Here is a 24,052-nt window from a genome sequence, read left to right as displayed (position 1 = left end):
GCCCCATGGCTCAGTCCCTGCCCTGCATCCGCTGCTCTTCCCGCTTGCGTCGCGCGTCGTTGAGCAGGGATTTCGGATCGAAGTTGGCCGGCTGCGAGGCAAGGAATTCCGACGTGCGCGCGGAGCGGACCGCGCGATGCGTTTCGGGGTTCCACATCTCGAAGGTGTCGCCGCGGCCGCGGGCCAGGATCTCCATGCCGTCCTCCAGCGCGAGTTTCTGGCGCAGCATCTGCGGCAGCACGGCCCGGCCGGTATCGTCGAGCTTGATCTCTTGCGTGGAGGTCAGGAAGTAGTCTTCGGAGAGCTCGCGCTCGGGGCCGTAATCCATGTCGAGAACGATATCCTCGATCTCTTCCTGCGCCTTGACCGTATAGACGGCGAGGCCGCCCTTCAGGTTGTCGCCGTAGTGGATGTACATCCGGGGATTGGCGCCGTCGGTCCAGTCCGGATCGTTCGCTTCGAGGGCACGGCGGAACTCGGCAGGGATCGAGACACGACCCTTGCTGTCCATCTTCAGATGGTGTTCGCCTCTGAACCTCGCGCGGCTCACCGTCTGGTCCGTCCCTCTCCCCCCATGTTGCTGTCTGCCCGTCCCTGAAACGGAAAACGGCGGATAGGTGCTGCTGCCACTGCCCTATCCGCCGCCCTCGTCCCGTGTCCGGGTTTTGGTCCGTTCTGCGCGGTGCCACCTGGGGGGATGTCTGCTCGCCCCGCGCCACGGATCTTTTCTTGGATGAAGAGGGGTTGCCTGTATGAAACACTGCCTCGTGGGAAGTTTTGTTTGGGGTCGTTTGGTGCCCCGTGTTCCCGTCCTCATCTCTGGGATCAGGTATCTCATGGGAATTTGTGGGAGGCAACGGTTATTTTTGGGAAAGACTGGGCTCAGCACGGTCGAGCGCTGCCTGCCAAAGGCCACAATGGCCGGCATTTTAGCCCAATTTGCGCTACGTCAGGCTTGCCCCACTAGATGTAGACAGACCTGCGCCCCAGCTTTCCGTCCCAAAAAGTGGCATCGGTTCCCGGCTGGGGCAAAAATAGCACCCAGCAAAGGGGCGCGGGAGGCCGATTTCGGGGCCCGACCCCCAGAATCACGGTGTGTTGATTCGGTTTTGAAGCCGTCGGCGGGAACCTGCACAGGGCGCACCGCGCCCTGAGTGGTGCAAATTCCCATGCGCGGGCCAAATTCCCGGCCCCGGTCCCATGAAATCCCGGCAGAGCGCCGGTTCCGGCAGGATCCGTCAGGAGAAACGTCAGGACGCGGCCCGGATGTCGCCGGCGGGGACCTCTCCCACCCCGGCGGGCACCGAAGGAGAGGCAGTGTCCCGCCTCGCCTGCGTCGGCGGCGCCGATGCGCCTTCGAGCGGAGCTATAGTATAGAGAGAGCGGACTGGTCCCCCGCCACGGCGCGGCGGAGGACCAGGGCCATCAGGCCATCCCGCCTTTCACCAGCCGGTCGGCCAGCGCGGCATAGGCCTGCGCCATCGGCCCGTCGCCCGTGGCGATCGGCGTGCCGCTGTCCCCGGCGAGCCGCGTGTCGAGGTCGAGGGGCAGTTCGCCCAGGAAGGGCACGCCGATCGCCTCCGCTTCCTTCGCGACACCGCCATGGCCGAAGGGGTGGCTCTCGTGACCGCAGTTCGGGCAGATGAAGGTCGACATGTTCTCGATCAGCCCCAGCACCGGGGTCTTGAGCGTGTTGAACATGTCGATCGCCTTGCGCGCATCCAGAAGCGCCACGTCCTGCGGGGTGGAGACGACGAGCGCGCCCGTCATCGCCGCCCGCTGGCAGAGCGTGAGCTGCACGTCCCCCGTCCCCGGCGGCAGGTCGACGATCAGCACGTCGAGCTCGCCCCAGGCGACCTGCCCCAGCATCTGCTGGAGCGCGCCCATGAGCATCGGCCCGCGCCAGATCACCGCCTTGCCCTCGTCGACCATGAGCCCCACGGACATCATGGTGACGCCATGCGCATGCAGCGGCTCGATCGTCTTGCCGTCCGGCGAGGCGGGGCGTTTGGAGACGCCCATCATCCGGGGCTGGGAGGGTCCGTATATGTCGGCGTCGAGCAGGCCGACCCGCCGGCCCTGCTTCGCCAGCGCCACCGCGAGGTTGGCCGAGACGGTGGATTTGCCGACCCCGCCCTTGCCGGAGGCCACGGCGAGAATCCTGTCGACACCCGCGGGGCGCATCGGTCCGGCCTGCGGCGTCGGATGGCCGCCGAACTTCATGCCCTGGGGCGGCGCCTTCGGCGGGGCCGCGGCGGGGCCATGGGCGGTGAGCGCGACCTGCACCGAACTCACACCCTCGATCTGCTTCACCACGGCCTCGGCGGCCTGGCGCAGCGGTTCCATCTGTCTGGCGATGTCGGGATTCGGGGCCTCGATGACGAATCTCACGTCACCGCCCTCGACTCGCATCGCCCGGACCATGTCGCGCGCGACCAGGTCGCCCCCATCGGGAAGCTTCAGATTCCGTAACGCGGCGTAAATTCTGTCGGCTTCCATTGTCATGCATCCTCAGTGGGCGTTTTGCGGTTCAGGTGGTCAAACACCGGGCGGTTTCCGAACGAAATCGGAAAAATCCAATGTTTTCAACTACCGTTAGGTCAACATTTCATATGCACTTGCTGCATAGCAGCATTGCCAAGGCGGCCATTGTGCAGCTGCAGCATAAGCGTAAATTAGACCCAACAGACGAAGCGATGACACGGACCGCCGCGGCATCGCAAGACGACGAAAGGCACGACGACAATGGCCATGATGACCGACACCCACGCCGGCGCAACCGAAACCCGCGGTTTCTTCGCCCGGCTCGCAGATACCATCGGCGAACGCTTCACCCGCTACGCCGCCTACCGCAAGACGGTTTCCGAGCTCTCCATGCTCTCCGACCGTGAACTGCGCGACTTCGGCGCGAACCGGACCATGATCCGTTCGCTCGCCTACGAGCAGGCTTACCGCTCGATGTGATTACGGGATCAGATGGCCCTCTCCTCCTCCCTGGGCCATCTGTGACTTCGCGGCGACACCTCTCCTCCTCCCTGGTGTCGCCGCAACCTTCTCCCCGAAGCGGGGTTAATGCTCCGAAGTTTCGCCGGTCCTCTCCTCCTCCCTGGGCCGGCGGATGAAAGTCCGGCGGTGCCTCTCCTCCTCCCTGGCACCGCCGGAGACTTTCGACCCCGGCGGCCGGGTCAGGCCGCACCAGTTTCGCCGGCCCTCTCCTCCTCCCTGGGCCGGTGATTATCGCCGACGACGCCTCTCCTCCTCCCTGGCGTCGTCGGCACCTCATCCCCGGGGCAGGGTCACGCCCCGCAGAGTTTCATCGGTCCTCTCCTCCTCCCTGGGCCGATGGATGAAAGTCCGGCGGCGCCTCTCCTCCTCCCTGGCGCCGCCGGGTGCTTTCCCTCCCGAGCGGCCGGGTCATGCCGCACGAGTTTCGCCGGTCCTCTCCTCCTCCCTGGGCCGGCGATTGCAAGACCGGCGGTGCCTCTCCTCCTCCCTGGCACCGCCGGACACTTGCAGACAATCGGTCGCCCTCTCCTCCTCCCTGGGCGGTCGTGAAATGAACGGCGGCGCCTCTCCTCCTCCCTGGCGTCGCCGTTTTTTCTTTTCCGGACATGAGTTTGCGATGCGCAGAGGCGCGCGCGCGCGTCCCGCGGGCGGCGCGACGGTCATCGTCGTCATGGTTAAGTGTGTGCCGTCGGCGGCGCGGTCAGACGGCGCCTTCGGTCCGAACCCGTTCGGCCACCGAGCCGTCGGAGAAGATCGCCCGGCCCTCCCGGAACGTCGCGCGCACATGCCCGACGCCGGTGTCATCCGCCACCACCAGATCCGCCCGCAGGCCCGGCGCGATCTCGCCCCGGTCGAGGAGCCCGAGCGCCCGCGCCGGGTTCGCGCTGGCCAGCCGCACCGCGCCGGCCAGACCGCCCGGATCCGTGCGCCCCAGGATCAGCACCGCCGGCAGGATGGCCGAGGGGTGGTAATCGGAGGCGAGGATGTCGAGCAGCCCCGCCGCATGGGCCTCGCGCGCCGAGAGGTTGCCGGAATAGCTCTCTCCCCGCAGCGCGTTCGGCGCGCCCATGGCGGTCAGGAGGCCCGCCTCCTTCGCGGCCGCCGCGGCCTCGAGCGTCACCGGGAATTCCGAGATCACCGCGCCCATGGCCTGCATCAACGCGACCTTTTCCGCCGTATCGTCGTCATGGCTGGCCAGCGCGATCCCGTGCCGCGCGCAGACTTCCGCGATCTGCGCGATGGTCGCCTCCGTATCGCCGCCCGCCGCGCGCCTCTCGGCAATCCGCTCCTGCACGCGATGCGCGGCGTCGTCGGGCGCAAGGCCTTCGGAGGTGGCGATCTTTGCCGCCAGCGCCTCGATGTCGCGGTATTGCCCCTGCCCCGGCGTGTGGTCGGTGAGCGACAGAAGGTCCACCGTCCCTTCCGCGATCAACGCCTCGACCACGGAAAGGCCGTTGGGATAATTGACCTCGAACCGCGCATGGACCCGGTGATCGACCTTAAGCTCGCCCCCCATCCGCTTGAGCGCGCGGAGCATCTCGCTCGAATGGGCGTGCGAGCGCAGGTGGCCATGCAGCGATTGCGGGTTGAAGCTCACCGCGGCGTAGCCTGTCGTCACGCCCGCCACCTTGAGCCGCCGGTCGAGATCGCGGAGCCCGAGCTCCATCGGCATCTTCACCCCCGGCCGCGGCTCGACCTCGCGCTCGATCATGTCGCCGTGCATGTCGACGAAACCGGGCATCAGAAGCAGGCCGTCGCCCTCGATCTCCGCGCCCGCGACGGGCGTCTCGCGGATCTCGGCGATCCGGCCGCCCTCGACGCGGAGGGCACCGTTCGGGATCACGCGATCGGCGCGCACCACGCGGAAATTGCTGAACCACATCGCGACGTCTCCTTGTCCGGCACGGGCCGCACCATCGCGCTCCGGCGGCGGAAGGTCGAGCGGAAACCGCGACGGCTCCTGCGAAGCTTTGATGACAGGAGGAAAACTACCGCCCCGGCCTGAGCTTTCCTTTCGTGCGGGGCGCGGGGCGCTCTGCTAGATCTGGGGCGTCGCAGAAGGAGACCCGCCATGAGCCTGGACGCCACCGGAGACGCCATCGACATCGGAGCCTTCTGGCGCACGCTCGGCGAGCGCGCGATCGGGGCGACCGTGGTCACCACCGCGGGCGCCGAGGGGCCGAACGGCTTCCTCGGCCTCTCGGCGGCCCATGTCTGCGCGTCCCCTCCCACGATGGTGGTCTCGGTCGACAAGAAGACCTCGGCGCTCGAGGGCATCCTCGAGAGCGGCGGCTTCGCGGTGAATTTCCTGCCCGAAGGGACGGCGGCGCTGGCACGGGCCTTCGGCGGCAAGACCGACGAGGACCGCGCGGCGCGGTTCGTCGAGGGTGAATGGGACACGCTCGCGACCGGGGCGCCGGTCTACGGCGCGGCGCTCGGCGTGTTCGATTGCGAGGTCGACCAGGTCGTCGACCGCGGCAACGTGGCGCTGGTGATCGGGACCGTGAAGGGCGTGAAGGCCGCCGGCGACGGCGCGCCGCTGGTGTTCTTCCGGGGCAAGTTCCTGAGCGATTGAGGTCAGCCGGGCCCCGCACCAGTTCGCATCCCCTTCCACGGCGATACCTGCCGCAGGATGCGCCATTGGCCCACCATCCTCCCCGCAAAGCCGGCGAAGCGCCGGCCCGGCGACCCGGGGTGAGGGTCATCCCGCCGCGCCCCGCCGGTCCAGCAGCCCCGCGAGCCGTGCGCCGATCGCCAGCACCCGCCGGTCCTCGGCCCGCGGGCCGATCACCGAGACGCCCAGAGGCAGGTGGTCCCCCGGACCCATCACCGGCAGGTTCAGCACCGGCACCTGCATCGCCGTCCAGCAGGCGTTGAAGAGCGGGTTCTCGCGCGGCCGGACCCCTTCGACATATTGCGGCGCGTAGCCGGGCGCGGAGGGCGCGAGCACCGCGTCCACTCCCGCCATCCGTTTCTCCAGCGCGATCCGCATCAGGGCGAGCCGGTCGTAGGCTTCGTAGTGCTGACGCTGGGTATAGCCGTTCCGAAGCTCCACCCGGTCGTGGAAATCGTCATGCAGCAGGGTGCCCCGCGTCCGGACGAGGTTCAGGAACGCCGCCGCCCCCTCGCAATGCATCACGCAGCGGTGGAGCTCGTCGGCCTCCCCGAATCCCTCCGGCGCCTCGAAGGGCACGAGGTCGGCCACGGGGGCCAGCAGACCCTCGAGTTGGTCGAACATCGCCACCGTCTCGGGCTCCGCCCGGTCGAAATAGGGTGTCCGGCAAAGCCCCAGCCGCAGCCGCCCCGGCGCGGCCGCGGGCGCCTCGGGCAGGTTGAAGACGTCGGCCAGCAGCTGGAGGTCCTCCACCGCGCGGGCGAACAGACCCACCGTGTCGAAGCTCACCGCGTAGCGTTTCACCCCTTCGGTCGAGATCAACCCCCATGAGGGTTTCAGCGCCGTCACCCCGCAATAGGCGGCAGGGCGGATCGTCGAGCCTCCGGTCTGCGTCCCCAGGGCCAGGGGCACATGCCCGTCCGCCACCGCCGCGGCGGAGCCCGAGGACGAGCCCCCGGGGATCCGCGTCAGGTCATGCGGGTTCACCGTCGCCGCGTGCCGCCCCCCGGCGGCGAATTCGGAGGTGTCGAGCTTGCCCAGCACCAGCGCCCCCGCGGCCTTGAGGATCTCGACGCAGGGCGCATCGTTGGCGGGGCGGTTGGTCCCGTAGAGCGGCGAGTTGTGCGTGGTCGGCAGCTCCGCCGTCTCGATCATGTCCTTGATCCCCACCGGGATCCCGGCGAGCGGGCGCGGGTCCTCCGCGACGACCGCCGCCGCCTGCGCTTCCACGGCGGGGTTCACGGTGATCCAGGCGCGGACCGCCCGGTCGCGCCCGGCGATCCGGGCGAGGCAGGCCTGCGTCAGGGCCAGAGGCGTCAGCCCCCCGGCGCGGATCTGGCGGCGCGCCTCGCTGGCGGTCAGCGTGGCGGGCGACGGGGAGGCGGCGATGTCCATGCTCATACGGCCGGGCGCAATGCCCGGCCCTGCCCTTCAGGCGGCGACGGAGGCCGCGGCCTCGGCGCGGCTTTGCATCAGCGGCTGGATGCGCTGGCCGAACTGGTCCATCCCGATCACGAAATCGTCGAAGGTCATCATGATGCCCTTCACGCCCGGCACGCTCGCCGCCTCGTCGAGCATCTTCGCGACGCTCTCGTAGGAGCCGACGATGGTCCCCATGTTGAAGTTCACCGCCCCCTCGGGAAGATTGATCGACTTTGCGGTGGAGTTCTCGCCCGCCGATGTATCCGCCGAGCCCTCGACCCCCATGTAGGAGAGCGCCTCCTGGTCGGCATTGTCGTGGTAATCGTGCCATTTCGCCATGGCCGCCTCGTCGGTCTCGTCCGCGATGACCATGAAGAGGACATAGGCCCCCACGTCCCGCCCGGTCGTCTCGGCCGCCGCGACCAGCCGCTCGCAGGTCGGCGCGAAGGCCTTGGGCGTGTTGACGCCCGAGCCCAGAACGAAGGAATAATCCGTGTAGGCGGCGGCGAATTCCATCCCCCGGTCGGACTGGCCGGCGGCCACGATCTCGACCTTGCCCTCGGGCGCGGGGGAGAGCCTGCAATCCTCCATCCGGAAGAACTCGCCCTTGAAGTCGGACGCGCCGTCCGCCCAGAGCTCCTTCATCACCTGCACGTATTCGCTGGCGTAATCGTAGCGGTGGCCGAAGTAATCGTCGCCGGGCCAGATCCCCATCTGGGTGTATTCCCCCTTGGCCCAGCCGGTCACGACGTTGATCCCGAAGCGCCCCGGCGCGACCGAGGAGATGGTCGAGGCCATCCGCGCGACGATCGCCGGCGGCAGGGTCAGGATCGCGGTCGAGGCGAAGAGCTTGATCTTCGTCGTCACCGCGGCCAGCGCCGACATCAGCGTGAAGCTCTCGAGGTTGTGGTCCCAGAACTCCGTCTCGCCGCCGAAGCCGCGCAGCTTGATCATCGAGAGCGCGAAGTCGAGCCCGTAGCCCTCGGCCTTCTGCACGATCAGCTTGTTGAGCTCGAAGCTCGGCATGTATTGCGGGCTGGATTTCGAGATCAGCCAGCCGTTGTTCCCGATCGGGATGAATACGCCCATTTGCATCTGTGGAACTCCCCTTGTGTGGATGGGCCCGGCCGCTCTCAGGGGCGGCCGTGGCGATGGCGCCTACGCGGCGGCGGTGGCAAGCGCGGGTGCGTTGCGGGTCTTCATCAGCGGCTGGATATGCTCGCCGAATTGTTCGATCCCGGCGATGAAATCGTCGAAGATCAGCATGATGCCCTTGATGCCGGGGGTGGAGCCGATCTGGTCGAGCATCTCGGCGACCTTCTCGTAGGAGCCGATCAGCTTGAAGCCGCCGTTCGGCATCGCCTTCGACGGGTCCTTCAGCTGCGCCTCGGCATTGCGCGCGATGCGCCCGGCGGTCGAATTCTCGGCGGCCTTGGTGTCCGCGCCGGACTGGCCCTTGGCCCAGGCGATGGCCTCCATATCGGTGCCCGCGCGGTAATGGTCCCACTTGGCAAAGGCCATCTCGTCGGTCGGCGCGGCGATCACGGTGACGAGGGTATAGGCCCCCACGTCCCGGCCGGTCTTGTCGGCCGCGGCCATCAGGCGGGCGGCGGGATCGCCCGAAAGGTCGACCTGGTTGATCCCCTGCCCGGCGCCGACGAAATTGTAATCGGCGTGCTCGGCCACGAACTGCATGCCGCGGTCCGAGGAGTTGGCCGAGACGATCTCGATCTTGCTCGACGGTTGCGGGCTGAGCTTGCAATCGTCCATCTGGAAGAATTCTCCCCTGAAGTTCGAGACGCCGGTCTCCCAGAGCTCCTTCATGACGGTGACGTATTCGGTCGCGTATTCGTAGCGCTTGGCGAACCACTCATCGCCGGGCCAGAGACCCATCTGCTGGTATTCCTTGGGCTGCCAGCCGGTGACGATGTTCACCCCGAAGCGGCCCGGCGCGATGGAATCGATGGTCGTCGCCATTCGCGCGGCGAGCGCCGGGGGCGTGATCAGCAGCGGGATCGAGGCATAGAGCTTGATCTTCGAGGTCACCGCCGCGATGCCCGCCATCAGGGTGAAGGGCTCGAGGTTGCGGACCCAGTATTCCGAGGGCCCGTCGAAGCCGCGGAACTTCACCATCGCCAGCGCGAAATCCATGCCGTAATGCTCGGCCCGCTGCACGATGGTCTTGTTCAGGTCGAAGGTGGGTTCGGTCTTGGGCGCGGTGGTCGACATGAACCACCCGCGCGACCCGATGGGAACGAAAACACCGATCTTGGTCATCTGTCTCTGCCTTCCATGGCATGGGAGGGACCGCCCGGGGTCCGGGCGGCGGGGGTCACTCGGCCGCCGCCAGCAGCTTCGGCTGGCGCGATCTCATCAGCGGCTGGATGTGTTCGCCGAACTGCTCGATGCCGACGACGAAATCGTCGAAGGTCAGCATGATGCCCTTGAGCCCCGGGGTGCCCGCGATCTCGTCCAGCATCTGGGCGACCTGTTCGTAGGAGCCGATCAGCTTCAAAAGCCCCGTCGGCTGCGGGTTCTGGATACCGCGCTTGAGCCCCGCGGCGGTGGAGCCCTCCTTGGCGACCGTATCGGCACCGGCCTGCATGGCCTGCCATTCCAACGCCTCGATATCGGTGCCGGTCTTGTAGTGCTCCCACTTGGCCCAGGCCATCTCCTCGGTCCGGTCGGCGATCACCATCAGGAGCGTGAAGGCCCCCGTATCGCGGCCGAACTTCTGCGCCGCGGCCTCGACCCGGCCGACGGTCTCGCGCAGCCCGTCCGTCACGTTGATGTCCTTGCCCGGACCGCCCGCGCCCACGAAGTTGAAATCCCCGTGCTTGGCGACGAACTCCATCCCCTTCTCGGACTGCCCCGCCCCCACGATCGGGATATGCGCCGAGGGCTGCGGCGAGAGCTTGCAATCGTCCATCTGGAAGTACCTGCCCTGGAAGTCCGACACGCCCTTCGTCCAGAGGTCCTGCATCACGGTCACGTATTCGGCGGCGTAATCGTAGCGGTTGGCGAAATGCTCCTGGGTGAGCTCGATCCCCATCTGCTGGTATTCCTTCGGCTGCCAGCCGGTCACGATGTTCACCCCGAAGCGGCCCGGCGCGATCGAGTCGATCGTCGTCGCCATCCGGGCGGTCAGCGCCGGCGGCAGGGTCAGGATCGCGGTGGAGGCGAAGAGCTGGATCCGCTTGGTGACGGCGGCGATGCCGGCCATCAGCGTGAAGCTCTCGAGATTGTGGACCCAGTATTCCGACGGGCCGTTGTAGCCGCGCAGCTTGATCATCGAGAGCGCGAAATCGAGCCCGTAATGCTCGGCGCGCTGGACGATGGTCCGGTTGAGATCGAAGCTCGGCATGGTCTTCGGCGAGGTGGTCGAAATCAGCCAGCCCCGGCTTCCGATGGGAATGAAAACGCCGATCTGGGTCATGGGATAGGTCTCCTTGAGGGGGCGGTCCGGGTCGCGCCGAGGGATCAGACGCATGCGCGTCCCGGAGGTCGTGCCGCAGTTCTTGCCGCTTCAGTCTCGGCAGGTCGGCGGCGCGTGGCAAAAGACTAATTCCTGACGCCGGGGTGAGTTTTTCTCATCTCGCCGCGGCGCGGCACGCTCAGGCCCGGGCGGGCTCGGGCTCGGGCGCCTTCGCCGCCACGCGCCCCGCCTCCTGCCCAAGCCGCGCGAGCACCGGGAGAGAGAGCAGCGGGATCACCGCCATGATCAGGAAAACCAAGGAGAAATCGCGCATGGTCAGGGCTTCCGCCCCGCCCGAGACAAGCGCCAGGAAGGCCGCCCCGAGCGAGATGCCGAGCCCCATGGAAAGCTGCTGGAACACCCCCGCCGTGGCCACCGACCGGCTGAGCTCGGGCGCCGGGACGCCGGAATAGGTCAGCGTGTTGACTGCATTGAAATGCATCGTTTTGACCGCGCCCGAGGCCACGACGTAGGGCGCAACGATCAGCCCCGCCATCGCCGGATCGAACAGCGCGAAGCCCGCCAGCAGGAGCGAGCCCGCCACCGCGAGGCAGGAGATCACGGCGGCATAGCCGAAGGTCCGGATCATCCGCCGCAGGAGCGGCTTCGCCGCGAAGGCGCCGAGGGCCGCCGCCGAGGCATAGACCCCCGCCCGGATCGGCGACATGCCCATGCCGAGCTGGAACATCACCGGCAGCAGGAAGGCGAGCGAGTTGAGCCCCACCCGGCCGATCCCGCCCGCGATCACGCCGGTCGCGAAGGGGCGCAGCCGGAAGAGCCTCAGGTCCAGGGCCGGGGACGGATGGCGGCGGGCATGGCGGCGGTAGAGCTGGAAGACCGCCAGCGCCGCGCCCAGCAGGAAGAGCGTACCGAAGGCCCCGGCGAAGAGCGGGTGGCCCAGGTGTTCGACCGCGAGCTGGAAGAGGACAAGCGCGAGGCCCGCGAGCGCGAAACCGCCCCAGTCGAAGCGCCCGGCGCCCGGCGCGGGCTCGTAGGGGATCAGCCAGCGGGTCAGCGCGAGGGTCAGGGCGCAGAGCGGGACGTTGACGAAGAAGATCCAGCGCCAGTCGAAGGAGGTGACGATGATCGCGCCCATCAGGGGCCCGAGGAGCGGGCCGATCAGCACCGGGATCGTGAGCCACGTCATCCCGTCGAGCACCCGATCCGGTCCGAAGGTCCTGAGCACGATGAGCCGGCCCACCGGGGTCATCAGCGCGCCCCCGAACCCCTGCAACAGGCGGGCCGCGACCATGGCCGACAGGGTCGGCGAGAGGCCCGCGAGCACCGAGCCCAGGACGAAGACGGTGATCGCCGCGGCGAAGACCCGGCGGGATCCGAACCGGTCGGCGAACCAGCCCGAGACCGGCATGAAGACGGCGAGGCCCAGCAGGTAGGCCGTTACCGCGAAATGCATCATGAGCGAGGAGACCCCGAGATCCGGCGCGATGGTCGGAATGGCGATGGTCAGGAGGGTCGTGTCGATCCCCTGCATGAGAAAGGCGCAGGCGATCACGCAGGCAATGGCGATCTGGCGTCCGCCGGTGAGGTCCTGGGACATGGGCTCTCCGTCGCTGTCACCGGGGGTATCCGGCAGCGCCTGTTTGCTCGGGCGAGGAGGCGAGGGTCAAAAGAGAAAGGTTTTGGCCGGGCAGGAGGAAATTTCAGCGCCCCGCGGGGTGGTCATGGGGGAAAGACGCTCGACCGCCCCGCCGCTTCGGCCCCTCCCCCTTCCGTGGGCCGGGCTCAGGACCGGCCTACCGTCCCGGACTGGCGGGCGGCGCATGGCAGTGGCATCGCGCGCAGCGTTTCCCTTGGCAGCGTGCTCGCGCACACCATGCCCCCTCCCCACGGGCGCAAGCCGGACAAGCGCCGGCCCGTGGGATGGCGCGGCCGGATCTCCGAGCCTCGCGCTTTATGCCAGCCGTGGCAGCTCTCATGCCGACACTCGGCGCCGACGTCACCGAAGCGCCAGCCCGTGCGGACGGGCCGGCGCTTGTCCGGCGCCCTTCGGGCTTGATTCCGGACATGGCAACAAGCTCAATCGGAAGGACGCCTCGCGCGGAGGGCCCGGCGCCACGTCAAACCCACCGCCCGAGGTGACCTTTTCTCACCCCCCATCCGAATTTTCTGCATTAGGCACGCCGCGGCCCCACCCCCTACGCTCCCCGTGAAACCTTTCAAAAAGGAGACCACCATGGCGCGCGTCTGGGACAAATTCCTCACCGAGGACGACAAGAAGGTCATCGCGAAACGCAACCTCCGCGAGCCGTCAGGCCCGGGCGAGAACATCGCCCTCCTCGTCATCGACATGCAGGTCACCGCCTGCGGCGAGGACATGCCGATCCACGAGCAGCTCGACCGCTATCCCGGCGCCTGCGGGCCCCATGCCTGGAAGGCGATCCCGGTGCAGCAACGCCTCCTCGCCGCCGCGCGCGAGGTCGGGATGCCGGTGATCTACTCCAAGCACATCTTCCATGGATACACCGGCATGGCGCGCGCGAAGGAAGGCGTCTTCTCCGAGACCGACCCCCGTTCCGAGGTCCCGGCCGAGGTCGCCATGCAAGCGGGCGACATCCTGGTCGAGAAACAGACCCCGAGCTGCTTCGCCTACACGAACCTGCCCCTCATCCTGAACGAACTGCAAATCGACGGGCTGATCGTCGTCGGCAATTCCACCTCGGGCTGCGTGCGCGCCACCTGCGTCGACGGCGCGGGCGCGGGCTTCAGGATGAGCGTCGTCGAGGAGGGCGTCTTCGACCGGATCGAGATGAGCCACGCCGCCGCCCTCTTCGACATGCAGTTCAAGATCTGCAACGTGATCGACGAGGCCGAGGCGCTCTCGATCATCGGCGCGCCCGCGCCCGCCAAGCTCGCCACCGCCTGAGCGGCCGCCATGACCAGCCCCTCCCCGATCCGCGCGGCGGCCCTGCAACTCGGCCCCGCCTCCGCCACCATCGCGACGACGGCCGCGCGCATCCTCGACCTGATCGACGCGGCCGCGCGGGACAAGGTCACGCTGGCCGTCCTGCCTGAACTGGCGCTCACCCCCTATTTCGCGGCCGCCGTCCGGCAGGACCTCACGCCCTTCACCTCGGTCCCCGAGAACAAGCAGGCGGTCGAGGCCATCGCGGAACGCGCCGCGGGCCACGGCATGGCCATCGTAATCCCCTTCGCCGAGCAGACGAACGAGGGGCTCTTCAACGCGATGGTCTTCTATGATGACAAAGGCGCCTGCCAGGGCACCTTCCGGAAGATCCACATCCCCGGCAAGGTCGCGCCCGACCCCGACAAGCCGCTCAACATCCTCGAGAAGCGCTACTTCACCCCGGGCGACCTGCCCTTCGCGGCCTTCGACATGGGCGCGGTGAAGGCGGGCGGGCTGATCTGCTACGACCGGCGCTTCCCCGAGAGCTATCGTTCGCTCAGCCTGAACGGGGCCGATCTGATCTGCGTCGGCTACAACACCCCCGTCATGCCCGGCGGCACGCTGAAGGGCGCCCGCCGCGCCTCGGAACTCGCCATCTGCGGCGGCGCCTATTCCACCGCGACCCATGCGATCGCCGCCGGCAAGGCAGGCGTCGAGGGTGGCACGCGGTTCATCGGCGGGTCGTTCATCTGCGGGCCGGACGGCGCGATCCTGACCCGCGCGAAAAGCCAGGGCGACGAGGTCGTCGCGGCCGATCTCGACATGGCCGCACAGGCCCGGCTGCGCGAGAGATGGGATTTCGCCACCAACCGGCGCCCCGACGCCTATGCCCCTGCCCTGACCGCCTGAGCGCTCATGGACGCCCCGAGTCCCGGGAGCCTGCGGCGCGCGGCGCGCACCGACAGGGCGCTCAAGATCCCCGCCTTCCGGCTTTACTTCGCAGGCTCCGTCATCTCGGTCCCGGGCAACTGGATGCAGATGACGGCGCAGGCGTGGCTGGTGCTCGACATGACCGGCTCGCCGCTGATGCTGGCCTGGGTCACGACGATGCAATTCCTGCCGATCATGCTCTTCTCGCTGATCGGGGGCGCGGTGGCGGATCGGTTCAGGCGCCGCGAGCTCCTGATCTGGACCCAGTGCATCGGCGCGGTGCAGGCGGCCGCCCTCGCCCTGATCGTCGCCTCGGGCGCGGTCGAGATGTGGCACATCCTCGCCCTCGCCGCCCTCCTCGGCACGGTGAGCGCGATCGACCAGCCGCTGCGCCAGGCCTTCGTCGCCGACCTTGTCCCGCAGGAGGCGCTGCCGAACGGCATCGCCCTCGGCGCGCTGGCGATGAACATCGGGCGGGTGATCGGCCCGGCCCTCGGGGGCCTCGTCCTCGCCGCCACGGGGCCCGCCGCCGCCTTCACGCTGAACGCGATCACCTTCGTCCTCTTCGCGATCTGCCTCGGCACGATCCGGCCCGGGCACCTCGCCCGGGTCGGCCGCACCGGGCGGACCACCCTCCTCGCCGATGTCCGCGAGGGGCTGGGATTTGCGCTGAATTCCCCGATGATCCAGGTCCTGCTGGTGGCGACCGGCTTCATCGGGCTCTTCGGGCAGAACTTCTCGACCATGGTGCCGATGGTGGCCGAGCTCATCGTGCATGCCACCAGGGCGCAGTTCGGGCTGCTGAACTCCTGCCTCGGCCTCGGCTCGCTCTGCGCGGCCTTCACCGTCTCGCGCTCGGGCCGGCCGACGATGGGGCGCATCCTGTTCGCGGGTCTGGCCTTCGGGATCCTCCTGATCGCCATCGCCCTGACCGAAAGGCTCTGGCTCTCCTGTGCGCTCTTCTTCTGCGTGGGCGCGGCGGCGGTGACCTTCTCGACCTCGATCCAGACCTCCTTCCAGCTCCTGACCCCCGTGCACATGCGGGGCCGCCTCGCCTCGATGGTGACGCTGCTGATCGTGGGCTCCTCGCCGATCGGGGCCATCCTGACCGGCATCATGGCGGAACAGGCGGTCTGGGCGGCGGTGGCGCTCAATGGCGTCATGTGCATCGCGGGAATCGCCCTTGCGACCCGCAAGGCATGGGGTCTGGCCGTGAACCGGCGCCTTCCCGCCATCTGAACGCCCGGCAAACCGGCGCGAAAGATGACAAGCGCATGACGCTTTGCCGCATTAATGGACAATGGCAACTTACTGCCCGCCCGGGCCCCGGCCGGGTTTGCGCGGTCTCGCGCTTCGCCCGCACTATGGACGGAGGGGAGGAAGGTCTGCGGAGACAGTGATGAGAAAAAGAGTCCCTCTCAACGCAATCCGGGCTTTCGAAGCGACAGCACGAAACGGCAGCGTCGCGAAGGCTGCGGATGAGCTATGCGTCACCCCGACGGCGGTCAGCCACCAGATCCGGCTGCTGGAGGATTTCCTTCAGACCCGCCTTTTCAACCGGAAGAACAGCCGGATCGAGCTGACGCCCGAATCCAGCGCCACGGTCGCCAACATCACCAGCGCCCTCGATCTGATCAACGACGCCGTCCTGACCCTTCAGGCACAGGAGGAGGCGCGCACCAAGCTCTCCGTCGCCGCCTCGGCCTCGGTCGCCTCGCTCTGGCTGATGCCGCGCCTGTCGGAGTTCTTCAAGCTCGAGCCCGAGGTCGACGTGAACGTCCGTGCCTTCATGAACCGCCGCGAGGGCGAGACGCTGGAGGCCGAGCTGCGCATCTGCAACTGGCGCTCGCATCTCGACATGCAGGTCGAGCCGCTCCTGGAGGAAGAGATCATCCCGGTCGCCACCCCGGAGCTTGCCGCCCAATACGGCAACGATGCGAAGGAGATCCTCGCCCACGCTCCGCTGATCCACGTCGACCGGATGCAGGACGGGCTGGAGGGCACCTATCCCGACTGGGCACGCTACCTGCGCGAATACGGTGTCAGCCGCGACGACGTCACCCACGGGCCGCGCTTCAACCAGGCCAGCCCCTCGATCGAGGCCGCCCGCTCGAGCTTCGGTGTGATCCTCGGCCGGTCGATCCTGATCGAACGCGCGATGGAACGGGGCGAACTGGTGGCGGTCGGCGAAAGCTACCCGATCCGCAGCCCCTACTACCTGCTCTCGCCATGGAAGGCGGACCGGGCCCGGGTCATCAACCGTTTCAAGGACTGGCTCTTCGACAAGGTCGGCCCGGCGGCGCGCGTGCACCCGACCTGACGCCACCGCCCGGAAGGAAAGGGCCGGAACGATGCCCGGCCCCCTTGGCTGGCTTTCCGCTGGCGTCAGGCCACCAGCTCGTGCTCCGAGGACGCCTCCCACGAGATCGCCGCGCGATCCCCGATCCGGGGCTCCTGCGCGAAATATTCCGCATCGCTCATCACCGCCGTCAGGTCGTCGCCGCTGTCCCCGGCCAGCGAGATCTGCACGAAGGGCCCGTGATACTCGATCATCGTGATCTCGCCCTTCGCCGTGCGCATCCCGGGCTGCGCGCCGATCCGGCAGCGGTCGGCCCGGACGGAAACCGCGCGCCCCTCGCTCACCAGCACGTTGTGCCCGCCAATGAATTTCGCGACGAAGGCGTTCTCGGGCGTCTCGAAGATCTCGCGCGCGGGCGCCGCCTGCATGATCTTCGCGTCGTTCATCACCACCATCATGTCCGACAGCGCCATCGCCTCCTCCTGCGAGTGCGTGACATGCACGAAGGTGATCCCCAGCTCCTTCTGGATCCGCTTCAGCTCGGCCCGCATCCGGGTTCTGAGGAACGGATCGAGCGCCGAGAGCGGCTCGTCCAGCAGCAGGACCTTGGGCCGGGTGATGAGCGAACGCGCCAGCGCCACCCGCTGCTGCTGCCCGCCCGAGAGCTGGTTCGGCAGCCGGTTGGCGAGATTGTCCATCTGCACGAGCTCCAGATATTCCCGCGCCCGTTTCAGCCGCTCCTCCTTCGGCACCTTGCGGACCTTGAGCGAGAAGGCCACGTTCTCGAGCGCCGTCAGGTGCGGGAAGAGCGCGTAGTCCTGGAACATCATCGAGGTGCCGCGCTGGATCGGCGGCAGGGTCGTGATCTCGACATCCTGCACGAGGATCGCGCCCTCGCTGACGCTCTCGTGCCCCGCGAGCATCCGCAGCGTCGTGGACTTGCCGCAGCCCGAGGGCCCCAGCAGGCAGCAATAGGACCCGCGCGGGATGCGCAGAGAGATGTCGTCCACCGCCGTCGTGGTCGCGCTGTAGCGCTTGGTGACCGCGACGAGCTCCACGTCGAAGCGGTGGCCCTTGGTGGCCTGCCGCACCGTGGGCTGCGCGGGGATGGTCGGTGCGTCGGGCGTCTCGGCGATCTTCTTGAGGTGCATGGCGTCAGGCTCCGGCGAGGGGAAAGAGGGGGCGCTCACAGCTCGGACCGAGCGGCCCGGCGGCGGGCCATCCAGCCCATCAGCAGGACCGATCCGAGGATCAGCGCGAACATGAAGAGAGAGGTCAGCGTGCCGATGGCGAAGAGCACCGGCGTGGAGGATCCGGTCAGAAGGCCCGTGACCTCCATCGGCATCGTGTTGCCCAGGCCCACGTTGAGCTGGGTGCGGGCGTTCTCCTCGTAGGAGGAGGTGATGGAGGAGACGAAGATCCCCACGATCCCGGGCAGGATGATCGGCAGGATGATCATCTGGAACCGCTGCCGGGCATTGGCGCCCAGGTCCGTCGCGGCCTCCTCGTAGGCCGGGTTGAAGCGGCCCAGCACGATGAACATGATCAGCAGCCCGAAGGGCAGCGACCACGTCAGCTGCGCGCCGATCCCAGAGGACCACCAGTTGATCGTCCAGCCCATCAGGTTGAAGGTCAGCGCGATGCCGAAGCCGATGAAGATGCCGGGCAGCACCATCGCGGCGATGGCCGAGTAGAACACGAAGTTCGACCCCGGGAACTTCCGGCGATAGGCCATCCCCGCCGAGAGCGCGATCACCGTGGACAGCACCGATACGAAGGCGGCGAGCCGGACCGAGCGGCGGAAGCTGTTCGGCACGTCGCCGATCCCGTGGCCGCCGGTGCCCTCGAAGAGCACCTCGAACCAGTGGAAGGACCAGCCGACCATCGGGAAGCTCATCCCCCCGTCCGGTCCCTGGAAGGACAGGATGTAGACGCAGAGCATCGGCGCGTAGAGGAAGATCAGCAGGAGCGCCATCAGCCCCGCGAGGACGTAGAACGAAAGCGGGCGGCCCCGGGCGGTCATCATCATGGCGGTTACCTCTGAAGCTCCTTGCGGATGTCGACGAAGCGCAGCAGCACCGACACCAGGATCACGACGACCACCAGCAGCATCACCGACTTGGCGGCGGCGGGCGGGTACTGGAAGGCGGCAAGCTCGGTCGCGATCGCGTTGGCGGGCGTGTTGGTCTGGCCGCCGGACATGATCTTGACGATGAAGAAGTCCCCCAGCACGGCGGTGCAGATGAAGATCGTGCCGATGGCGATGCCGGGCTTGCAGAGCGGCAGGATCACCTCGCGGATGATCTGCCATTCGCTCGCGCCCTGGTCCTGCGCCGCCTGGATCAGCGAGCGCGGGATCTTGGCCATCGAATGGGTGATCGGCCCCAGCATGGCGAGGGTCAGCAGGTTGATGTAGGCCAGCACCACGGCGAATTGCGAATAGAGCAGCCAGTCGAGCGGCGCGTCGATCAGGCCCAGGCCCAGAAGCGCCTGGTTCACCAGCCCCTCCTTGCCGAGCAGCGGCACCCAGCTGACCATCCGGATCGGGCCCGGCGTCCAGAACGGGATCGCGGCGGCCGCGAGCAGCGCAAGGCGCATCCCGTTCGAGCGGACATGGAAGACGAGGAAATAGGCCAGCGAGAAGCCGATGGCGAAGGTGATCGTCAGCGTGATCAACAGGAACTTGAAGACGGTCAGGTAGAGGTCGACCGTCAGCCGGGAATAGAGCGCATCCTGCCAGCTCCCCATGTAGATCTCGGGAAAGACCTGGGCGAAATTGTAGTCCAGGAAACTGACCACGAAGATGATCCCCAGCGGGATCAGCACCATCGCGGTGAAGACGAAGGCCATGGGGGCGACCTGCAGCCAGGAGGCAACTTTCGGCGAAACTGTCATGTTCTTCCCGTGGGGCGAGAGGGGACGGCGGCCGCGCATCCGGCGCGGCCGCGCATGTCGTCAGGCGGCGAGGAAGTCCTGCCAGCGGCGCACGAGGTAGCGGTCCTCGTCCATCAGCGTGTTCCAGATGCCGATATTGCCCATCCGGTCCCAGAGCGCGCCGCCGTCGCGCACGACGCCGGCCTCTTCCATGACCTTGCCGAAGGGGTTCAGGACGGCCTCGGTCGCGGGCTTGCCCTCGTACCAGTAGCCGTATTCGTTCTCGGTCATGTGGGACTTCACGTTCTCGGGGACCGAGTTGTAGAAGCCCTGCCGCGAGATGAAGGCGCCGGCCCAGCCCGAGTTGTACCAGTTCATGTACTCGATGGCGCATTCGCGCTTCAGGCCCTCGAGATGCGCCATCGGCATCATCATGATGTACCAGCCTCGGTAGCCTTCCTTCATGCCGTTGTAGACGCATTCGACACCGCGGGTCCGGACCTCGGTCACGGCCGGCGACCACATGGACTGGAGCACCACCTCGCCCGACGCCATCAGCTGCACGGACTGGTCGAAGTTGGTCCAGAAGCTGCGGAAATGGCCGTCGCGCTTGTATTCGATGAGCTTCTCGATGGTCTTGTCGATCTCCTCGCGGGTCATGTTGCCCTTGTCGACATAGGAGACATCGCCCATGGCCTCGAGCGCCATGGCCGCATCCGGCACGCCGACCCCGGTGCCGTCCTGCAGCGCGACCTTGCCCGAGAACTCGGGGTTCAGCAGCTCGGCCCAGCTGTCGATCGGACGCCCGATCAGGTCCGGTCGGATGCCCAGCGTGTCCGCGTTGTAATAGAGCGGCATCCCGACGAGCCACTCGGTCGGCTCGAGCGAATATTCCATCGCATCGGGGCCGGTGTAGTACTGCGCCTTGATCGGCGCGTAGCCCTGCATCGAGGCCTTCTCGCCGCTCGGGTAGGTGCCCGAGGTGAAGAGCGGGACCGTCTTGTCCCAGTACTTGTATTCGCTGACGTTGAGCGGCTGAAGGAAACCGCGGCCGACGTAGTACTTCAGCGTGGTGTTTCCCACATCGGTCACGTCGAGCGATTTCGGCTGCGAGAGCATCCGGTTGACCTGCGTGGTCAGATCCGGCGCGGTCTGCATCTCGACGGTGAAATCGAGGTCCTCGTTGGCCTTCTCGGCGATGTTCGGGATCGTGGAGTAGGATTGTCCCACATGCACGATCTTGATGTCCTTGATGTTCTGCGCCCAGAGCATGGGCGCCGGGAAGGCGGAGGCCGCGGCCGCCGCGGCACCGCTCTTGAGCACGGAGCGCCGGCTGAGGCCGCCCGCCTTCGGCTTTGTCTTGTCGGTCTGGGTCATCGGTCTATCCTTCGGAATGCGACGCGTTCTTGGGTGTTCGACTGGGTTCAGCTTCCGGAACCGCGCCGTTTCCAACAAATGAGGAAATCTCACACCGATCCTGAAGAAAGCTGCGGCGCAGCATCTTTCCGGACGTGCCATCGTGGGGGTCTCATGCCAGAGGAGCATCCGATGTCCGACCCCATGACCGCCACCGCCATCCGCCGCGCCGGGCTCTCCGCCGCCGAGACCGCGGAAACCGTTATTTCCATGATCGAGACGCGCGAGCCCGAGGTGCAGGCGTGGGCGTATTTCGACGCGGCCGAGCTTCGCGCCCAGGCGGCCGGGATCGACGCCCGCCCGGAGCGCGGCCCGCTGCATGGCGTTCCCGTGGGCGTGAAGGACGTGATCCTGACGAAGGATATGCCGACGGGCCACAACAGCGCCCGTTATTTGGGCAGCCGTCCGGGGATCGACGCCGCCTGCGTGGACACGCTCCGCGCGGCGGGCGCGCTGATCGTCGGCAAGACCGTCACGACCGAATTCGCCGCGACCAACCGGGGCGGCAAGACGCGCAACCCGCATGACCCCACGCGCACCCCCGGCGGCTCCTCCTCCGGGTCGGGCGCCGCGGTGGCCGCGGAAATGGCGAGCCTTGCGCTCGGCACCCAGACCGGGGGCTCCACGATCCGCCCGGCTTCGTTCAACGGCATCTTCGGCTGGAAACCCACCTGGAACGCGATCAGCCGCGAGGGACTCAAGATGTATTCGGCCACCTGCGACACGCTGGGCCTCTACGCCCGCGATGCGGATGATTTCGAGCTGCTGGCCGACGTCTTCGGCTTCTTCGAGATGCCCGATCTTCCGGCCACCCTCCCGGGTCTCAGGATCGGCTTCGCCCGCACCCCCACCTGGGACCAGATGGAGCCGGGCGGCGTGCAGGCGATGGAAGAGGCCGTCGCCCGCATGAAGGACGCGGGGGCCGAGGTGAGCGAACTGACCCTCCCGCCCCTCTTCGACGACATCCACGAGGCGCACCGCGCGATCCTCGATTGCGAGGGGCGTTCGGCCTTCCTGTCCGAGGTGATGAACACCCCCGGCATCCACGACGAGTTCGTCGCCAAGACCGAGAACCGGCGCGGCGAGACCCCGGCGAGCCTGCGCTCCGCCTATCGCCTCGCCGACGAATGCCGCGGGCTCTACGACGACATCGCCACCGGCTACGACATCGTCATGACGCCCTCCGCCACCGGCGAGGCGCCCGAGGGGCTCGATCTCACCGGCAACGCCGCGATGAATTCGATGTGGACGCTCCTGCAGGTTCCCGTGGTCTCCGCCCCCGGCCTCACCGGCCCGAACGGAATGCCGATCGGCGTCTCCTTCGTCGCTCGCCGCTACGAGGACCGGCGTGCCATCGCGGTGGCGAAACTGGCCGCGAAGGCCTTCGCCGGCGCACTGGAACCCGTCGCCTGAGCGGCTGAGAAAACCTCATGCCCCCCCGGGACGCTTCGTCATTGGAAGCGCCCGGGCAAGCACCCTAACCTGATCCGTGACCCAGACCCGAAAGACGCAGCCATGAACGACCTCTCGCCCCTTGAGCACGTCACCCGCGAGGCCTTCCGCGAGGGGATGGCGCATCTGCCCGGCGCCGTGAACATCGTCACCACCGACGGCCCCGGCGGCCGCGCGGGGCTCACCGCCTCGGCCGTCTGCTCGGTCACCGACGAGCCGCCGACCCTGCTCGTCTGCGTCAACCGCACCTCCTCGGCCGGGGGCGCCTTCCGCGAGAACTGCGCGGTCTGCGTGAACACCGTCGGCCCGCGGCATCAGGACCTCGCGATGCTCTTCGGCGGCAAGACCCCGATGAACGACCGCTTCGCCCGCGCCGCCTGGACGCAGGGCCCCTCGGGCGCGCCGGTGCTGAGCGAAAGCGTCGTCTCCTTCGACTGCCGCGTCACGCACCGCCACGACGTCGGCACCCACACGGTCCTGTTCTGCGAGGTCGTCGACGTGGTCGTCGCGCCGGGCGAACCCGCGAGCGTCTATTACGCGCGCGCCTTCCACGCGGTCTCCCTGTGATGGAGGACGGTTTCTACCCCGACCGCGCCGAGAGCGCCCCGCTCGACGCCGCGCTCCACGCGCTGGCCACCGGCGGTTTCGTCGTGATCTCGGACACGCCCGACGTCGGCGCGACGATGATCATGGACGCGGCGCAGGTCAGTGACGCCGCGATCAACTTCATGGCCACGCACGGACGCGGGCTGATCGGCGTCGCCGTCACGCCGGGCCGCGCGGCACGGATGGGACTGACGCTCCAGCCCCGCCGCAACCACGACCGCGCGGGCCCGGCCTATACCTATTCGGTCGAGGCCCGCGTCGGCGTCTCGACCGGCATCTCGGCGGCCGACCGGGCGCTGACGATCCGCGTCCTCGCGGATCCGCGCGCGCAGGGCGGGGACCTCGTAACCCCCGGCCACATCTTCCCGCAGATCGCCCTCGGCTCCGAAACCGACGAGGCGCCCTCCTGCGCCGAGCTGGCCGTCGCCCTTCTGCGGGCCGCCGGCTGCCCGCCTGTCGCCGTGACCTGCTCGCTCCTGACAGCCAGCGGTGCGGCCGCCACGCCGCGGGACGCCCGCGCGCTGGCCGAGGCGCACGACCTGCCCTGCATCGGCACCGCCGATCTCGCCGCTTTGCCGCGGAGCATCTGACGCCCGCCGCCGGCCCCGAGCGACCATCGGGCGCACTTCCCTCTTCCCGCCGGGCGGTCTAGGACTCGTCCCATGACGCGCCAGTTCGCCCGGACCATCGTTGCGGCCCTTGCCGCACTGCTGATCGCCACGGTCAGCATCGCGTCCGCGTCGATGATGGCGCCGGACCGTTCGGACGAGGCCGCCTTCGACCAGGCGCTGCTGTTCGGCCTGGACGTCGCCGAGATCTGCGGCGACGAGGGGCATGACGATCACCGCTGCCCGTTCTGCCGCCTGGTCGCCGACCCGCCCGACATGACGCCCGCATCCGTCGCGCGGGATCTCCGCCCGGGCCAGGGCTGGCGCGCGCTCGCGGACCGCACCGCGCGCCCCCTGCCCGGCAACCCCGGCCATGCTCCACGCGCCCCTCCGGCACGGGCCTGATCCGCTTCGCCGCAAGGCACCCGATCAGACCGGCCCCGCGGGGCCACCCCATTCAGAGCGCAGGCAGCGGCAGGTCCGC

Annotated in this window: 22 protein-coding genes; 10 read left to right on the top strand and 12 right to left on the bottom strand. The window is 68.1% G+C overall.

What is annotated here, in order from left to right:
* Window positions 1-10: 10 nt before the first annotated feature.
* Both Q344_RS22860 and Q344_RS0101420 read right to left on the bottom strand, forming a co-directional pair.
* The gene (locus Q344_RS22860) at window positions 11-550 is read right to left on the bottom strand and encodes a division/cell wall cluster transcriptional repressor MraZ (protein WP_028285071.1); all 540 of its coding nucleotides are present in this window, start codon (window positions 548-550) and stop codon (window positions 11-13) included.
* Window positions 551-1,425: 875 nt separating this feature from the next.
* Window positions 1,426-2,505 carry an Mrp/NBP35 family ATP-binding protein gene (locus tag Q344_RS0101420; RefSeq protein ID WP_028285070.1) on the bottom strand — a complete coding sequence of 360 codons (1,080 nt, stop codon included), beginning with the start codon at window positions 2,503-2,505 and terminating at the stop codon, window positions 1,426-1,428.
* A gap of 246 nt (window positions 2,506-2,751) precedes the next feature.
* Here Q344_RS0101420 and Q344_RS0101415 point away from each other — a divergent pair, with 246 nt between their 5' ends.
* Entirely contained in the window at window positions 2,752-2,964 is a 213-nt protein-coding gene (locus tag Q344_RS0101415; RefSeq protein WP_244881783.1) for a DUF1127 domain-containing protein, read from the top strand.
* 742 nt (window positions 2,965-3,706) lie between these two features.
* Here Q344_RS0101415 and Q344_RS0101410 read toward each other — a convergent pair.
* Window positions 3,707-4,888, bottom strand: a complete 1,182-nt coding sequence (locus tag Q344_RS0101410; protein ID WP_028285068.1) for an alpha-D-ribose 1-methylphosphonate 5-triphosphate diphosphatase — start codon at window positions 4,886-4,888, stop codon at window positions 3,707-3,709.
* Window positions 4,889-5,077: 189 nt separating this feature from the next.
* On the opposite strand from Q344_RS0101410, the gene Q344_RS0101405 reads away from it, so the two are divergent.
* Window positions 5,078-5,581 (top strand): flavin reductase family protein, encoded by a 504-nt coding sequence (locus tag Q344_RS0101405; protein ID WP_036538172.1) that lies wholly within the window; start codon window positions 5,078-5,080, stop codon window positions 5,579-5,581.
* 126 nt (window positions 5,582-5,707) lie between these two features.
* On the opposite strand, the gene Q344_RS0101400 is transcribed toward Q344_RS0101405, so the two are convergent.
* The 5 genes from Q344_RS0101400 to Q344_RS22855 form a co-directional block, all read right to left on the bottom strand.
* Window positions 5,708-7,015 carry an amidase gene (locus Q344_RS0101400; protein ID WP_028285066.1) on the bottom strand — a complete coding sequence of 436 codons (1,308 nt, stop codon included), beginning with the start codon at window positions 7,013-7,015 and terminating at the stop codon, window positions 5,708-5,710.
* 36 nt (window positions 7,016-7,051) lie between these two features.
* Window positions 7,052-8,137 carry a pyrimidine utilization protein A gene (gene rutA / locus Q344_RS0101395; protein ID WP_028285065.1) on the bottom strand — a complete coding sequence of 362 codons (1,086 nt, stop codon included), beginning with the start codon at window positions 8,135-8,137 and terminating at the stop codon, window positions 7,052-7,054.
* 63 nt (window positions 8,138-8,200) lie between these two features.
* Window positions 8,201-9,319, bottom strand: a complete 1,119-nt coding sequence (gene rutA, locus Q344_RS0101390; RefSeq protein WP_028285064.1) for a pyrimidine utilization protein A — start codon at window positions 9,317-9,319, stop codon at window positions 8,201-8,203.
* 55 nt (window positions 9,320-9,374) lie between these two features.
* Window positions 9,375-10,478, bottom strand: coding sequence for a pyrimidine utilization protein A (rutA, locus tag Q344_RS0101385; RefSeq protein WP_028285063.1), 1,104 nt, complete (start codon window positions 10,476-10,478; stop codon window positions 9,375-9,377).
* A gap of 178 nt (window positions 10,479-10,656) precedes the next feature.
* Window positions 10,657-12,075 carry an MFS transporter gene (locus tag Q344_RS22855; protein WP_051630194.1) on the bottom strand — a complete coding sequence of 473 codons (1,419 nt, stop codon included), beginning with the start codon at window positions 12,073-12,075 and terminating at the stop codon, window positions 10,657-10,659.
* A gap of 636 nt (window positions 12,076-12,711) precedes the next feature.
* Here Q344_RS22855 and Q344_RS0101375 point away from each other — a divergent pair.
* The 4 genes from Q344_RS0101375 (at window position 12,712) to Q344_RS0101360 (ending at window position 16,633) form a co-directional block, all read left to right on the top strand.
* Window positions 12,712-13,401, top strand: a complete 690-nt coding sequence (locus Q344_RS0101375; protein WP_028285062.1) for a cysteine hydrolase family protein — start codon at window positions 12,712-12,714, stop codon at window positions 13,399-13,401.
* A 9-nt stretch (window positions 13,402-13,410) separates the two neighbouring features.
* Complete coding sequence (locus Q344_RS0101370) at window positions 13,411-14,292, top strand: nitrilase-related carbon-nitrogen hydrolase (protein ID WP_028285061.1); 882 nt, start codon at window positions 13,411-13,413, stop codon at window positions 14,290-14,292.
* A 6-nt stretch (window positions 14,293-14,298) separates the two neighbouring features.
* Window positions 14,299-15,552 (top strand): MFS transporter, encoded by a 1,254-nt coding sequence (locus Q344_RS22850; protein ID WP_051630193.1) that lies wholly within the window; start codon window positions 14,299-14,301, stop codon window positions 15,550-15,552.
* 160 nt (window positions 15,553-15,712) lie between these two features.
* Window positions 15,713-16,633 (top strand): LysR substrate-binding domain-containing protein, encoded by a 921-nt coding sequence (locus tag Q344_RS0101360; RefSeq protein WP_028285060.1) that lies wholly within the window; start codon window positions 15,713-15,715, stop codon window positions 16,631-16,633.
* 65 nt (window positions 16,634-16,698) lie between these two features.
* On the opposite strand, the gene Q344_RS0101355 is transcribed toward Q344_RS0101360, so the two are convergent.
* Genes Q344_RS0101355 through Q344_RS0101340 form a run of 4 tightly spaced genes read right to left on the bottom strand, consistent with a single transcriptional unit; the run spans window position 16,699 to window position 20,863 of the window.
* On the bottom strand, window positions 16,699-17,763 hold the full coding sequence (locus tag Q344_RS0101355; protein ID WP_084178262.1) for an ABC transporter ATP-binding protein: 1,065 nt from the start codon (window positions 17,761-17,763) through the stop codon (window positions 16,699-16,701).
* Between the two features lie 35 nt (window positions 17,764-17,798).
* Window positions 17,799-18,641 (bottom strand): ABC transporter permease, encoded by an 843-nt coding sequence (locus tag Q344_RS0101350; RefSeq protein WP_229669114.1) that lies wholly within the window; start codon window positions 18,639-18,641, stop codon window positions 17,799-17,801.
* A 5-nt stretch (window positions 18,642-18,646) separates the two neighbouring features.
* Window positions 18,647-19,507 (bottom strand): ABC transporter permease, encoded by an 861-nt coding sequence (locus Q344_RS0101345; RefSeq protein ID WP_028285057.1) that lies wholly within the window; start codon window positions 19,505-19,507, stop codon window positions 18,647-18,649.
* Between the two features lie 60 nt (window positions 19,508-19,567).
* A complete protein-coding gene (locus Q344_RS0101340; protein ID WP_051630192.1) occupies window positions 19,568-20,863 on the bottom strand; it encodes an ABC transporter substrate-binding protein in 1,296 nt (431 codons plus the stop codon).
* Window positions 20,864-21,034: 171 nt separating this feature from the next.
* On the opposite strand from Q344_RS0101340, the gene Q344_RS22845 reads away from it, so the two are divergent.
* The 4 genes from Q344_RS22845 to Q344_RS24980 all read left to right on the top strand — a co-directional run bounded on the left by Q344_RS22845 (window position 21,035) and on the right by Q344_RS24980 (window position 23,973).
* A complete protein-coding gene (locus tag Q344_RS22845) occupies window positions 21,035-22,315 on the top strand; it encodes an amidase (RefSeq protein WP_051630191.1) in 1,281 nt (426 codons plus the stop codon).
* Window positions 22,316-22,417: 102 nt separating this feature from the next.
* Window positions 22,418-22,921, top strand: a complete 504-nt coding sequence (locus Q344_RS0101330; protein ID WP_028285055.1) for a flavin reductase — start codon at window positions 22,418-22,420, stop codon at window positions 22,919-22,921.
* Window positions 22,921-23,550, top strand: coding sequence for a 3,4-dihydroxy-2-butanone-4-phosphate synthase (locus tag Q344_RS22840; protein WP_051630190.1), 630 nt, complete (start codon window positions 22,921-22,923; stop codon window positions 23,548-23,550). The genes Q344_RS0101330 and Q344_RS22840 overlap by 1 nt, the downstream gene beginning before the upstream one ends.
* A gap of 72 nt (window positions 23,551-23,622) precedes the next feature.
* A complete protein-coding gene (locus Q344_RS24980) occupies window positions 23,623-23,973 on the top strand; it encodes a hypothetical protein (protein WP_051630189.1) in 351 nt (116 codons plus the stop codon).
* Window positions 23,974-24,052: the final 79 nt, after the last annotated feature.

The sequence above is a fragment of the Pseudooceanicola nanhaiensis DSM 18065 genome, assembly GCF_000688295.1.
GTDB lineage: Bacteria > Pseudomonadota > Alphaproteobacteria > Rhodobacterales > Rhodobacteraceae > Pseudooceanicola > Pseudooceanicola nanhaiensis.
The sequence above is the reverse complement of the archived record's forward strand: the minus strand, read 5'-3'. Positions and strand labels throughout refer to the sequence as shown.